This window comes from Nocardioides proteolyticus, assembly GCF_051280635.3.
In the GTDB taxonomy this organism is placed as follows: Bacteria; Actinomycetota; Actinomycetes; order Propionibacteriales; family Nocardioidaceae; genus Nocardioides.
In genome coordinates this window covers 1-13021 of sequence record NZ_JBNBPO030000048.1, presented here as the reverse complement: position 1 = coordinate 13021, position 13021 = coordinate 1, and the positions used below count along the sequence as shown (strand labels likewise).

12 protein-coding genes and 1 rRNA gene are annotated in these 13021 nt (G+C 73.8%); 12 read left to right on the top strand and 1 reads right to left on the bottom strand.

From position 1 onward, the window contains the following. Positions 1-6: 6 nt before the first annotated feature. Positions 7-123, top strand: a 5S ribosomal RNA gene (gene rrf / locus ACPOLA_RS18870). A gap of 203 nt (positions 124-326) precedes the next feature. Beyond that, the gene (locus ACPOLA_RS18865; RefSeq protein ID WP_435772048.1) at positions 327-689 is read left to right on the top strand and encodes a single-stranded DNA-binding protein; all 363 of its coding nucleotides are present in this window, start codon (positions 327-329) and stop codon (positions 687-689) included. Here ACPOLA_RS18865 and ACPOLA_RS18860 read toward each other — a convergent pair. Continuing rightward, positions 649-1797, bottom strand: coding sequence for a DUF1015 family protein (locus tag ACPOLA_RS18860; protein WP_435772047.1), 1149 nt, complete (start codon positions 1795-1797; stop codon positions 649-651). The two genes, ACPOLA_RS18865 and ACPOLA_RS18860, sit on opposite strands and share 41 nt — an antisense overlap. A 49-nt stretch (positions 1798-1846) precedes the next feature. Here ACPOLA_RS18860 and ACPOLA_RS18855 point away from each other — a divergent pair, with 49 nt between their 5' ends. From ACPOLA_RS18855 to ACPOLA_RS18810, 10 genes are all read left to right on the top strand, one after another. Continuing rightward, positions 1847-2908 (top strand): HAD-IIA family hydrolase, encoded by a 1062-nt coding sequence (locus tag ACPOLA_RS18855; RefSeq protein ID WP_435772046.1) that lies wholly within the window; start codon positions 1847-1849, stop codon positions 2906-2908. A 9-nt stretch (positions 2909-2917) separates the two neighbouring features. After that, positions 2918-3085 (top strand): hypothetical protein, encoded by a 168-nt coding sequence (locus ACPOLA_RS18850; RefSeq protein WP_435772045.1) that lies wholly within the window; start codon positions 2918-2920, stop codon positions 3083-3085. Position 3086: 1 nt separating this feature from the next. After that, complete coding sequence (locus ACPOLA_RS18845; protein ID WP_435772044.1) at positions 3087-3917, top strand: TlyA family RNA methyltransferase; 831 nt, start codon at positions 3087-3089, stop codon at positions 3915-3917. A 25-nt stretch (positions 3918-3942) separates the two neighbouring features. Next, positions 3943-4908 (top strand): NAD kinase, encoded by a 966-nt coding sequence (locus tag ACPOLA_RS18840; RefSeq protein ID WP_435772043.1) that lies wholly within the window; start codon positions 3943-3945, stop codon positions 4906-4908. Beyond that, positions 4905-6653 (top strand): DNA repair protein RecN, encoded by a 1749-nt coding sequence (recN, locus tag ACPOLA_RS18835; protein ID WP_435772042.1) that lies wholly within the window; start codon positions 4905-4907, stop codon positions 6651-6653. The genes ACPOLA_RS18840 and recN overlap by 4 nt, the downstream gene beginning before the upstream one ends. A gap of 32 nt (positions 6654-6685) precedes the next feature. After that, entirely contained in the window at positions 6686-8425 is a 1740-nt protein-coding gene (pyrG, locus tag ACPOLA_RS18830; RefSeq protein ID WP_435772041.1) for a CTP synthase, read from the top strand. After that, on the top strand, positions 8422-9024 hold the full coding sequence (locus ACPOLA_RS18825) for an NUDIX domain-containing protein (RefSeq protein ID WP_435772040.1): 603 nt from the start codon (positions 8422-8424) through the stop codon (positions 9022-9024). Before pyrG ends, ACPOLA_RS18825 begins: the two co-directional genes overlap by 4 nt. Before the next feature lie 9 nt (positions 9025-9033). Further along, positions 9034-10149, top strand: a complete 1116-nt coding sequence (gene ald, locus ACPOLA_RS18820) for an alanine dehydrogenase (protein ID WP_435772039.1) — start codon at positions 9034-9036, stop codon at positions 10147-10149. Between the two features lie 7 nt (positions 10150-10156). Continuing rightward, positions 10157-11095 (top strand): site-specific tyrosine recombinase XerD, encoded by a 939-nt coding sequence (xerD, locus tag ACPOLA_RS18815; RefSeq protein ID WP_435772049.1) that lies wholly within the window; start codon positions 10157-10159, stop codon positions 11093-11095. After that, positions 11088-13021: DEAD/DEAH box helicase (locus tag ACPOLA_RS18810; RefSeq protein WP_435772038.1), on the top strand; the 1934-nt coding region annotated here is incomplete at its 3' end. The genes xerD and ACPOLA_RS18810, both read left to right, overlap by 8 nt.

Here is a 13021-nt window from a genome sequence, read left to right as displayed (position 1 = left end):
TAGAGTTACGGCGGCCATAGCGGCAGGGAAACACCCGGTCCCATCCCGAACCCGGAAGTTAAGCCAGCCAGCGCCGATGGTACTGCAACCGAGAGGCTGTGGGAGAGTAGGACGCCGCCGGACATACCTTGGCAAAGGGCCAGCACCTCGTGTGCTGGCCCTTTGTGCTTTTTGCTGCGGCCGCACCCGGTGGCAGCGCCTCCGCGCCGGCGAGCGTCCACAGCGGCTCCCGTGCTGCGCCTTCTCCACAGGCAGGGACGGCGGCATGCGCGATCGTCGCCGCCTCTTCGCAGACTCGTCCCCGACGACCGATCCGAGGAGGAGAGATGGGCAAGCAGGTGCAGGACGCTCCGCGCAACGAGGTGCGGCTGGTGGGCACGGTGTCGCAGTCGCCCGAGACGCGGGAGCTGCCGAGCGGCGACGAGCTGTGCGTGTGCCGGCTGGTGGTGCCGCGCGAGCAGGTGCGGCGGCTGCCGTCGGGGCGGCCGGGCCAGGCGGTCGACCTGGTCGACCTCGCCGCCTGGGCGGCGCGGCCCCGGCGCTCGATGGCTGCCTGGTCGCAGGGCGACGAGGTGGAGGTGCGCGGGGCGTTGCGGCGCCGGTTCTTCCAGGCGGGTGGGCGCACGGCGTCCCGGGTGGAGGTCGAGGTCAGCTCGGGCCGGGTGGTTCGTCGCGCAGCGAGCGGATGAGCACGCCGAGGCTCGGCTTGGGCTGGAACGACGTGGCCTTCTCCGGGAGCAGCCGGTCGGCCTCGGCGACCCCGATGACGTGGTCGACCGACGGCGCGGGCATCAGCACCGCGATGTGGTCGCGCCTCGCCCGGGACAGGGCGTCCTCGACGTTGTGGTGGTAGGCGACGCTCGTCGGGCCGTGGGGGAGGGCCGGCACGACGTGGCGGTGCAGCACCTCGACGGCGGCCTCCGGGTCGGTGGCGAGGGTCACCACCGCCCATCGCCGCCCGTCGGTGGCGGCGAGGCGGCTGGGGGCCAGTGCCCCGAGCGCCTGGCTCTGCGTGTGCTCGCGGTAGCCGAGGCCCAGGGTCTCCGCGGCGTCGCGGAGGTCGTCGAGGGAGCTGCCGGCGAGCGTGCGGTGGATCGGTCCGAGGAACAGCGGCGTGGCGCTCTGGTCGACGAGCATGGCGAGTCCACGGTCGGTGGCGCGCTGGGCCGCCGGCGTCGCGGCGTGCCGGCGCTGCAGGCGGAGGTAGGCGGCGTACCGGTGGTGGCCGTCGGCGATCAGGGCGCGGGAGCCGGCCAGCTGGGCGGCCACGCCGGCGAGCACCTCGGCGTCGCGGATCGCCCAGATCCGGTGCTGCTGCTCGCTCCGGTCGGTGAACTCGTGGTCCGGGCGCCCTGCGGTGGCCGCCTCGAGGAGGGCGCGCAGTCGGGCAGTGCCGCGGTGCACCAGCAGGATGGGGGCCGGGTTGAGCTCCATCTCGGCCATCCGGTCGGCGAGGTCGTCGGCCTGGGCGGGATGGATGCCCTCGTGCGGCAGCACGGCCCGGTCCTCCGGCCGGGTGGCGCGGCGGGAGACGTCCAGCGCGCCCACCAGGCCGCGCACGGTGATCCCCGCCGCGGTGTACTCGTGCACGTAGAGCGCCGGCTCGCGGTCCCGGCTCAGGTAGCCCTTCGCCTGCCAGCGGAGCAGACGGGCGGAGACGTCCTTGTAGGGCCGCGCGAAGGCCCGGCCCGTCGACGGGTGACCGACCCGCGCCGGCGCCAGCATCAGCGCGGCGAAGGGCTCCAGGCGCAGTGGGCCCGCGACGTACGGCGGCGTCACCAGCGTTGCTGCGTCCATCAGGGCATCGTACGGAGGGCCCCGAGGGTGGCACTGGCAAGGTGGTCCCGTGTTGCGCACCTCCACCGAGCCCCTCGCGGACGCCTACGACCTCGTCATGCTCGACCTCGACGGCGTCGTGTACGTCGGGCCCGACGCCGTCGTCGGAGCGGCCGAGCACGTCGCCGCGGCGCGCGGCCGCGGCTCGCGGGTCGCGTTCATCACCAACAACGCCTCCCGCCCGCCGGCGGCGGTGGCCGACCACCTCACCGCCCTCGGCGTGCCGGCCGACGTGGCCGACGTCGTCACCAGCGCCCAGGCGGCGGCTCGGATGGTGGCGGAGCGGTTCGGCGCCGGTGCGCGGGTGGTCTGCCTCGGCGGCCCGGGCCTGCACGAGGCGCTCACCGAGGCCGGCGTGGTGCCGGTCGGCGTCGACGACGACGCCCACGACGCGGTCGCCGTGGCCAGCGGCTACGGACCCGACCTGCTGTGGCGCGACATCATGCGGGCGGCGGTGCGGATCCGCGAGGGCCTCCCGTGGGTCGCCAGCAACACCGACCACACCATTCCGACGCCCTACGGTGTGGCGCCCGGTCATGGCGTGCTGGTGGAGACGCTCCAGCGCTTCACCGGGGTCACTCCCGCCGTCGCCGGGAAGCCGGCGCGCCCCCTGCTCGACGAGACGGTACGGCGCGTGGGCGGGCGCCGCCCGCTCATGGTCGGCGACCGGCTGGACACCGACATCGAGGGTGCCCGCAACGCGGGCGTCGACTCGCTGCTGGTGCTGACCGGGGTCACCGGCCTCGCCGAGCTCGTCGCCGCGCCGGCCGGGCTCCGGCCGTCCTACCTGGCGCCCGACCTGGCCGGCCTGCTGGTCCCGCACCCCGTGCCGCACCCCGTCGACGGCCCCGTCGACGGGGTCTGGCAGCTGGGCGGTTGGCGCGGCCGGGTCGAGGGCGGCGCGCTCGTCGTCGAGCAGGTGTCGCCGGACGCTGCCCCGGAGGACTGGTGGCGGGTGGCCGCGGTGGTCGCGTGGCACCACCTCGACGCCACCGGCCGGGTCGCCGACATCGCCGACATCGCCGACATCACCGGTACCCGGGTCCCCGGCGCGGGCGCGGGTGCGCGGTAGCCTCGCGGCATGACCGAGGGATCTGCTCCGGCGCCCACACCGACCGGGATCGACGCCGTCGACCGCGTGCTCGACCTGGTCGCGGGGCTCGACCAACGACCGCTCGAGGAGCACGCCGGCGCGTTCGAGGCCGCCCACGCCGAGCTCCGCCGTACCCTCGACGACCCGCCGGCCTGACGTGCCGCCGCGCCGCCTCCGGCTCGACGCGGAGTTGGTGCGCCGGGGGCTCGCGCCGTCCCGGGAGCGGGCCGCCCAGCTCATCGGCGACGGCCGGGTGAAGGTCTCCGGCGTGGTCGCCACCAAGCCGGCGACCGGCGTCACCACCGACGTCGCCATCGTCGTGGTCGAGGGCGAGCACGGTCCGGACTACGTCGGCCGTGGGGCCCACAAGCTGGCCGGTGCCTTGGAGGTGTTCGGGCGCACGGGCCTGCAGGTGACGGGCCGCCGCTGCCTCGACGCCGGCGCCTCGACCGGCGGGTTCACCGACGTCCTGCTGCGGGCCGGCGCCGCCGAGGTGGTCGCCGTCGACGTCGGCTACGGCCAGCTGCACTGGTCGCTGCAGCAGGACGAGCGAGTGGCCGTCCACGACCGCACCAACGTCCGCACGCTGACGCCCGAGGCGATCGGCGGACCGGTCGACCTGGTCGTCGGCGACCTCTCGTTCATCTCGCTGACCCTGGTCCTCGACGCGCTGCTGGGAGTGACCCGCCCCGACGGCGACCTGGCGCTGATGGTCAAGCCCCAGTTCGAGGTCGGCAAGGACCGCGTCGGCAAGGGCGGTGTCGTGCGCGACCCGGAGCTGCGGGTCGAGGCGGTGCTCACCGTGGCGCACGCCGCGGCCGAACGCGGCTGGGGGGCGCAGGCGGTCACCGTCAGCCCGCTGCCCGGCCCGACCGGCAACGTGGAGTTCTTCCTCTGGCTGCGCCGCGGGCCGGCCGTCGTCGACGACGACGCCGTCGCCGAGGTCGTCCGCCGCGGGACGTCCCGGCCCGAGGACCCGCCGTCGTGACGGCGGTGGATGAGAGAGTGGCTCCATGACCGTGACGACCGATACGCCGCGCCGCGTGCTCGTCCTCGCCCACACCGGGCGCGACGAGGCCCGCGACGTCGCGCGGGCGTTCGTCAAGGAGCTGACGGGCCACGGCATCGTGGTGCGGCTGATGCGCGCCGAGGCGGCCGACCTCGACCTGGAGCCGGAGGACTACCTCCCGGCGGTGGAGCTCACCGACTCCGAGACCGACGCCAGCCGCGGCTGCGAGCTGACCGTGGTGATCGGTGGTGACGGCAGCATCCTGCGGGCCGCGGAGGTCACCCACCGCCGGCTCACTCCGGTGCTGGGCGTCAACCTCGGGCACGTCGGCTTCCTCGCCGAGGCCGAGCACGAGGACGTGGCGGCCACCATCGACGCGATCATCCACCAGCGCTACACCACCGAGGACCGGCTCACCCTCGACGTCCGGGCGTACGTCGACGGCGAGCTGGTCTACGCCACGTTCGCCGTCAACGAGGCCAGCGTCGAGAAGGCCGCCCGCGAGCGGATGCTCGAGGTCGTCCTCGAGATCGACGACCGGCCGCTGTCGCGCTGGGGGTGCGACGGCGTCGTGCTCGCGACCCCCACCGGCTCCACCGCCTACAACTTCAGCGCCGGCGGCCCCATCGTGTGGCCCCAGGTCGAGGCGCTGTGCATCGTGCCGCTCAGTGCCCACGCGCTCTTCGCCCGACCGATGGTGGTCGCACCGTCGTCGGTCATCGCGATCGAGGTGCTCGCCGGCAACCAGGGATCCGGGGTGCTCTGGTGCGACGGGCGGCGCAGCACCGACCTGCCGCCGGGCGCGCGGATCGAGGTGAGCCGCGGCCTGCGGCCGGTGCGTCTGGTCCGCCTGCACAAGGCGCCGTTCGCCGACCGGCTGGTCGCCAAGTTCGGCCTGTCCGTCGAGGGCTGGCGAGGGGCCGCGGAGCAGCGGCGGGAGGCCAGGGCCGCGCAGGAGGAGCGCCGATGATCGAGGAGCTCCGGATCAGCTCGCTCGGCGTGATCGACTCGTCCACGCTCGAGCTGGGCCGCGGGCTGACCGTGATCACGGGCGAGACCGGTGCCGGCAAGACCATGGTCGTCACCGCCCTGGGTCTGCTGCTCGGCGGCCGCGCCGACAGCGGCGCGGTGCGGGCGGGCTCCCGGCAGGCGCGGGTCGAGGGCCTGGTCGCCGCCGACGCGCTGCCCGGGCTCCCCGAGGCGGTCGAGGAGGCGGGCGGCGAGGTCGAGGACGGGCGGGTCGTGCTGGCCCGCAACGTCAGCGCCGAGGGTCGCTCCCGGGCCTTCGCCGGGGGAGCCGCCGTGCCGGTGTCCACGCTGGCCGCGATCGCCGAGCCGCTCGTCGCGGTGCACGGCCAGTCCGACCAGCACCGGCTGCTCAAGCCACAGACCCAGCGGCACGCCCTCGACCGGTTCGGTGCCCTGGAGGACCTCCGCGCCCAGTACGCCGAGATCCACGACCGGCTGGTCGCCGTCGAGCGGGAGCTCGACGAGGTGACCGCCTCCGCGCGCGAGCGGGCCCGGGAGGCCGACGTGCTGCGGTTCGGGGTCGACGAGGTGGCCGCGGTCGCCCCCCAGCCCGGCGAGGACGGCGAGCTGGCGACCGAGGAGGCCCGGCTCGGGCACGCCGACACGCTCCGCGGCGCGGCCGAGCAGGCGCGCGAGGCGCTCTCCAGCGAGCACGGCTCGCCCGACGCCCTCGGCGCGGTGGCGGCCGCCCGCGGACTGCTCGAGGGCGTGCGCGACCACGATCCCGAGGCCGGCGCGCTGGCGGACCGCGTGGCCGAGGTCAGCTACCTGCTGTCCGACGTTGCGGCCGACGTGGCGTCGTACGCCTCGGGCATCGACACCGACCCGGCCCGGCTGGCCGCGGTCTCCGAGCGGCGGGCGGCGCTGCTCGCGCTGACCCGCAAGTACGGCGACACCGTCGACGAGGTGCTGGCCTGGGCCGACCAGGCGTCGGCCCGGCTGCTCGACCTCGACTCGACCGACGAGCGGATCCAGGAGCTGGCCGCCGAGGCCGCGGGTCTCCGCACGTCCCTGGCCGACGCCGGGGTCAAGCTCAGCGACGCCCGGGCCAAGGCCGCCACCAGGCTCGCCAAGGCTGTCACGGCCGAGCTCGAGCTGCTCGCGATGCCGCACGCCCGGCTCACCGTCCAGGTGACCCGGCGCGAGGTCGATCCGCCCGCCGACCCGGAGCACCCGCCGGCCGACCTGCTGCGGGTCGGCGAGGGCTGGGTGCGGTTCGGCCGCAGCGGGCTCGACGACGTGGAGCTGCTGCTCGCGGCCAACACCGGGTCCGAGCCCCGCCCGCTCCACAAGGGGGCCTCCGGCGGCGAGCTGTCCCGGGTGATGCTCGCTGTCGAGGTCTGCCTCGCCGGCACCAGCCCGGTGCCCACGTTCGTCTTCGACGAGGTCGACGCCGGCGTCGGGGGAGCGGCCGCCGTGGAGATCGGCCGCCGGCTCGCCACGCTCGCGGAGGACGCCCAGGTGCTCGTGGTGACCCACCTGCCGCAGGTCGCGGCGTTCGCCGACCGGCACGTGCTCGTCCACAAGGCCAGCGACGGCTCGGTCACGAGCTCCGGGCTGGTCACCCTCGACGAGGCCGGCCGCGAGCGGGAGCTGTCGCGGATGCTGGCCGGCCTGGCGGAGTCCGACTCCGCCCTCGCGCACGCCCGCGAGCTGATGGACATGGCGCGCCGACGTGCGGGCTGAGGGCGGACAACGTAGGGTGGAATCCCGTGAACATGGCGCCCCATAGTGGCTCACAGCGTGGTCAGGCAAAGCACCTCTTCGTGACCGGCGGCGTCGCCTCCTCGCTGGGGAAGGGACTCACGGCGTCCAGCCTCGGCCGGCTCCTGCGCTCGCGCGGTCTGCGGGTCACGATGCAGAAGCTCGACCCCTACCTCAACGTCGACCCCGGGACGATGAACCCGTTCCAGCACGGCGAGGTGTTCGTCACCAACGACGGCGCGGAGACCGACCTCGACATCGGTCACTACGAGCGGTTCCTCGACACCGACCTCAACCAGATCGCCAACGTGACCACCGGGCAGGTCTACTCCTCGGTCATCGCCAAGGAGCGCAAGGGCGAGTACCTCGGCGACACCGTCCAGGTGATCCCGCACATCACCGACGAGATCAAGGACCGCATCCTGGCGATGGGGCGCGCCGACGGCGGCGCGACCGACGAGCCGGTCGACCTGGTGATCACCGAGATCGGCGGCACCGTCGGTGACATCGAGTCGCTGCCCTTCCTCGAAGCGGCCCGCCAGGTGCGCCACGACATCGGCCGCGACAACTGCTTCTTCCTCCACGTCTCGCTGGTGCCCTACATCGGCCCCTCCGGCGAGCTGAAGACCAAGCCCACCCAGCACTCGGTGGCCGCGCTGCGCCAGGTCGGCATCCAGCCCGACGCCATCGTGTGCCGGGCCGACCGGGAGCTGCCGGAGAGCATCAAGCGCAAGATCGCGCTGATGTGCGACGTCGACCAGGAGGCCGTGGTCACCGCGGCCGACGCGCCGTCGATCTACGACATCCCGAAGGTGCTCCACCGCGAGGGCCTCGACGCCTACGTCGTACGACGCCTCAACCTCCCGTTCCGCGACGTCGACTGGACGGTGTGGGACGACCTGCTCCGCCGGGTGCACCACCCCAAGGAGGACGTCACCGTCGCCCTCGTCGGCAAGTACGTCGACCTGCACGACGCCTACCTCTCGGTCGCCGAGGCGCTGCGTGCCGGCGGCTTCGCCCACGAGGCCCGCGTCCACCTCCGCTGGGTCCCCTCCGACGAGTGCGAGACGCCGGCCGGCGCCGCGCGCCACCTGTCCGACGTGGACGCGGTGTGCGTCCCCGGCGGCTTCGGGATCCGCGGCCTGGAGGGCAAGCTCGGAGCGCTGACCTACGCCCGCACGCACAAGATCCCCACCCTCGGGCTGTGCCTGGGCCTGCAGTGCATGGTGATCGAGTACGCCCGCACCGAGCTCGGCCTGGCCGGGGCCGGGTCGACCGAGTTCGACCCCGACGTGGCGGAGCCGGTGATCGCCACGATGGAGGAGCAGAAGGACATCGTCGAGGGCGGCGGCGACCTGGGCGGCACCATGCGGCTCGGCCTGTACGACGCCCGGCTGACCAGGGGTTCCATCGCCCACGAGGTCTACGGTGCCGAGCGGATCGACGAACGGCACCGGCACCGCTACGAGGTCAACAACGCCTACCGCGACAAGCTCGAGGCGGCCGGCCTGGTCTTCTCCGGCGTCAACCCGGAGCTCGACCTCGTGGAGTTCGTCGAGCTGCCCCGCGACGTGCACCCGTACTACATCGGCACGCAGGCGCACCCGGAGCTGCGCTCCCGGCCGACCCGCCCGCACCCGCTCTTCGCCGGGCTGGTCGGTGCCGCGATCGACCGTCAGCGGGAGCTGCGCTTCCCGATCGAGGTCGACGTCGACGAGACCGTGGAGGTCCCCGCAGGCGACGGAGCCGAGTGAGCCTGCGCGACACGCCCGGCTCGTGGCCGGTCGTCGACTCCACCAACCTGCACCGCGACGACTGGGTCGTGGCGCTGCGCCGGGACCGCATCCACCCGCCGGGTGAGCCGGACACGACCTTCAGCCGGATCGTCGTGGAGCACCCGGGGGCGGCGATGGTGCTCGCCGTCGACGGCGACCCCGACTCGCCGGAGGGCGAGCGGGTCTGCCTGATCCGCCAGTACCGCCACGCCGGCGGCGCGACCTTCGTGGAGGTCCCCGCTGGCATCTGCGACGTCGCGGGCGAGGACCCGGTCGAGACGGCCCGGCGGGAGCTCGCCGAGGAGGTGGCGCTTCAGGCCGACCACTGGGAGCACCTGCTGACGACGTACCCGAGCGTGGGCATCTCGGCGGAGGTCCACCACTACTACGTCGCCCGGGGCCTCCGGCCCGTCGACCGGCCCGACGACTTCGTCGCCGAGCACGAGGAGGCGCGGATCGAGATCGTCTGGGTGCTCCTGGCCGAGCTCGTCGACGCCGTGCTCGACGGCCGGGTCCGGGAGGCGCCGGTCGCGCTCGCCGTGCTCGCCTACGAGGCCCGCCGCCGGCGCCGGGCATAGGATCGCACCGTGCGTATCGGCGTCCCCGCGGAAGTGAAGAACCACGAGTACCGCGTTGCCGTCACGCCCGTCGGCGTGCACGAGCTCACGGCACACGGTCACGAGGTCGTGGTCCAGGCCGGTGCCGGCCTCGGGTCCTCGATCCCCGACGACGAGTACACCGCGGCCGGTGCGTCGATCCTGCCGGACGCCGACGCGGTGTGGTCCGCGGCCGAGATGGTGCTCAAGGTCAAGGAGCCGGTGGCCGAGGAGTACCACCGGATGCGCGAGGGGCAGGTGCTGTTCACCTACCTCCACCTCGCCGCCGACAAGCCGCTGGCCGAGGAGCTCGTACGACGCCGGGTCACCGCCATCGCCTACGAGACGGTGCAGCTGCCGTCCGGCGGCCTGCCGCTGCTCTACCCGATGTCGGAGGTGGCCGGCTGCCTGGCGCCGCAGGTGGGCGCGCACGCCCTGCTGAAGGCCCAGGGCGGCCGCGGGGTGCTGCTCGGCGGCGTGGGCGGCGTCGCCAACGCGAAGGTCGTCGTGATCGGCGCCGGCGTGGCCGGCCAGAACGCCGCCAACATCGCGCTCGGCATGGGCGCCGACGTCACCCTGCTCGACACCGACCTCGACAAGCTGCGGATGTCGTTCTGGCGCTACAACAACCGGGTGCACGGCCTGGCGTCGTCGCGGCTCGCCATCCAGGAGCAGGTGCGTGAGGCCGACATGGTCATCGGCGCGGTCCTGATCCCGGGCGCCAAGGCGCCGAAGCTCGTCAGCAACAAGCTGGTCTCGGAGATGAAGCCGGGGTCGGTGCTGGTCGACATCGCGGTCGACCAGGGCGGCTGCTTCGAGGACACCCGCCCCACCACGCACGCCGACCCGACGTTCACCGTCCACGGCTCGACGTTCTACTGCGTGGCCAACATGCCGGGGGCGGTGCCCAACACCTCCACCTACGCGCTGACCAACGCCACGCTGCCGTTCACCGTGGCGCTGGCGGACAAGGGCTGGCAGCAGGCGTGCCGCGACGACCGGGCGCTCGCGCTGGGGCTCAACACGCACGACGGCCAGGTCACGCACGCGGCCGTGGGCGAGGCTGTGGGCATTCCTGCGGTCGACGTGGCGACGGCGCTGGGCTGAGGCCGTCCTGACCGTGACGACCTCACCGCTCGAACGGGCGGTCCGCACCTACCTCGACCACCTCACCGTCGAGAAGGGCCTGGCGGCCAACAGCCTGTCGTCCTACCGGCGCGACTTGCGCCGCTACCTCGAGCACCTCGCCAGGCTGGGCGTCGAGCGGCCCGACGACGTCACGGAGTCGACCGTGGTGGAGTTCCTGATGCGGCTGCGGGAGGGCGACGCGGACCACCAGCCGCTCAGCGCCTCCTCCGCGGCGCGCACCATCGTCGCGGTCCGCGGGTTCCACCGGTTCGCGGTCGCCGACGGCCTCGCCACGGCCGACCCGGCCGCCGCCGTACGACCACCGGCCCCGGCCAAGCGACTGCCCAAGGCGCTCCCGCTCTCCGACGTGGAGGCGATCCTCGAGGCCGCGGGCGCCGCCGACACGCCGCTGGCGCTGCGCGACCGCGCGCTGCTGGAGCTGCTCTACGGGACCGGTGCCCGGATCTCCGAGGCGACGGGGCTCGACGTCGACGACCTCGACCTCGACGACGCCGAGGCGGTCGTCCGGCTGCACGGCAAGGGCGGCAAGGAGCGGCTGGTGCCGGTCGGCTCCTACGCCCGCGAGGCGATCTCCGCCTACCTGGTGCGCGGCCGCCCGGCGCTCGTATCGGCCGCCACGCCGGCGCTGTTCCTCAACTCGCGGGGCGGGCGGCTCTCCCGGCAGTCGGCCTGGGCGGTGCTGGTGAAGGCGGCGGAGCGCGCCGGCGTCACCCGCGACGTGTCGCCGCACACCCTGCGGCACTCCTTCGCCACCCACCTGCTCGACGGCGGGGCGGACGTCCGGGTGGTGCAGGAGCTGCTCGGCCACGCGTCGGTGACCACCACGCAGGTCTACACCCTGGTGACCGTGGACAACCTCCGCGAGGTGTTCGCCACCGCACACCCCAGGGCCCGAGATGCCTGAGGCCGCTGGGGGCACCGACGCCGCCTACGACCGGATCCTCGCGTACGCCGACGCGCAGGACCTGACCCTCTACCCGCACCAGGAGGAGGCGATCCTCTCCCTCCTCGCCGGCGACAACGTGGTGCTGGCCACCCCGACCGGGTCGGGCAAGTCGCTGGTGGCGCTGGCCGCGGCGATGGCCGCGCTGGCCGACGACCGGGTCACCTTCTACACCGCGCCGATCAAGGCGCTGGTCAGCGAGAAGTTCTTCGACTTGTGCGCGGTCTTCGGTGCCGACGACGTCGGCATGCTGACCGGCGACGTCGCCGTCAACCCGGACGCGCCGATCATCTGCTGCACCGCCGAGGTGCTGGCCAATCTCGCCCTCCGCGAGGGCTCCGACGCCGACGTCGGCATGGTGGTGATGGACGAGTTCCACTTCTACGGCGAGCCCGGCCGCGGCTGGGCGTGGCAGGTGCCGATCCTGGAGCTCCCGCAGGCCCAGCTCCTCCTGATGTCGGCCACGCTCGGCGACGTCAGCGACCTGGCGGCGGACCTGACCCGGCGCAACGGGCGCGCCACCAGCGTCGTCGACGACGCCGAGCGGCCGGTGCCGCTGACCTTCACCTGGTCGCTGACACCGCTGGCCGAGACGCTCACCGAGCTGGTCACGACCGGGCAGGGGCCGGTCTACGTCGTCCACTTCACGCAGGCCGCCGCGGTGGAGCACGCCGTGTCGCTGCTGGCCGGGCCGGGCCGGCTCGACGCCGTGGTGCCCAAGGAGCGCAAGGAGCAGATCGCCGAGCGGATCGCGGGCGTGCGGTTCTCCGCCGGCTTCGGCAGGACGCTCAACAAGCTGCTGCGGCAGGGGATCGGGGTGCACCACGCCGGGATGCTGCCGCGCTACCGGCGGCTGGTGGAGCAGCTCGCGCAGGCCGGCCTGCTCACCGTCATCTGCGGCACCGACACCCTGGGCGTCGGCATCAACGTGCCCATTCGCACGGTGCTGTTCAGCGGCCTCGCCAAGTTCGACGGGAGCCGGCAGCGGGTGCTGCGCAGCCGCGAGTTCCTGCAGATCGCCGGCCGAGCGGGCCGGGCCGGCTTCGACACCGCGGGCTACGTCGTGGTGCAGGCCCCCGAGCACGTGATCGACAACGAGCGCGCGAAGGCGAAGTCCGAGGCGAAGAACGCCGCAAACCCGAAGAAGAAGTCCAAGCCGCAGCTGAAGAAGCCGCCCGAGGGCACGGTGGTGTGGAGCGAGCAGACCTTCACCAAGCTGGTGGAGGGCAGGCCCGAGCCGCTGAAGTCCCAGATGAAGGTCGACAACGCGATGCTGGTCAACGTCGTCTCCCGCGAGGAGGACGCGTTCCCCGTGATGCGGCGGCTGATGACCGACAACCACGAGGACCGACGCAGCCAGCTCCGGCTGGCCAAGCGCGCGGTCCGCCTCGCCCGCAGCCTCGTCGCCTCCGGCGTGCTCACCCGGCTCGACGAGGTCGACGAGCACGGGCGGCGCTACGTGCTCACCGAGGAGCTGCCCGCCGACTTCGCCCTCAACCAGCCGCTGTCGCACTTCGCCCTGGCCGTGCTCGACGTGCTCGATCCCGACGCCGACTCGTTCACCCTCGACGTGGTCTCGGTGGTCGAGGCGACGCTCGAGGCGCCACGACCGCTGCTGCTCGCCCAGCGGCACGCCGCCCGCGGCGAGGCGATCGCGGCGCTCAAGGCCGACGGCGTCGAGTACGACGAGCGGATGGCCCTGGTCGAGGACATCACCTGGCCGGAGCCGCTCGCCGACCTCCTCGAGCCGCTGTTCGAGACCTACCGCGAGCGCCATCCGTGGCTCTCGCCCGACGCGCTCGCGCCCAAGTCGGTGGTCCGGGAGATGTGGGAGCAGGGCATGGGCTTCACCGACCTGGTGTCGCGCTACCAGGTCGCCCGCTCGGA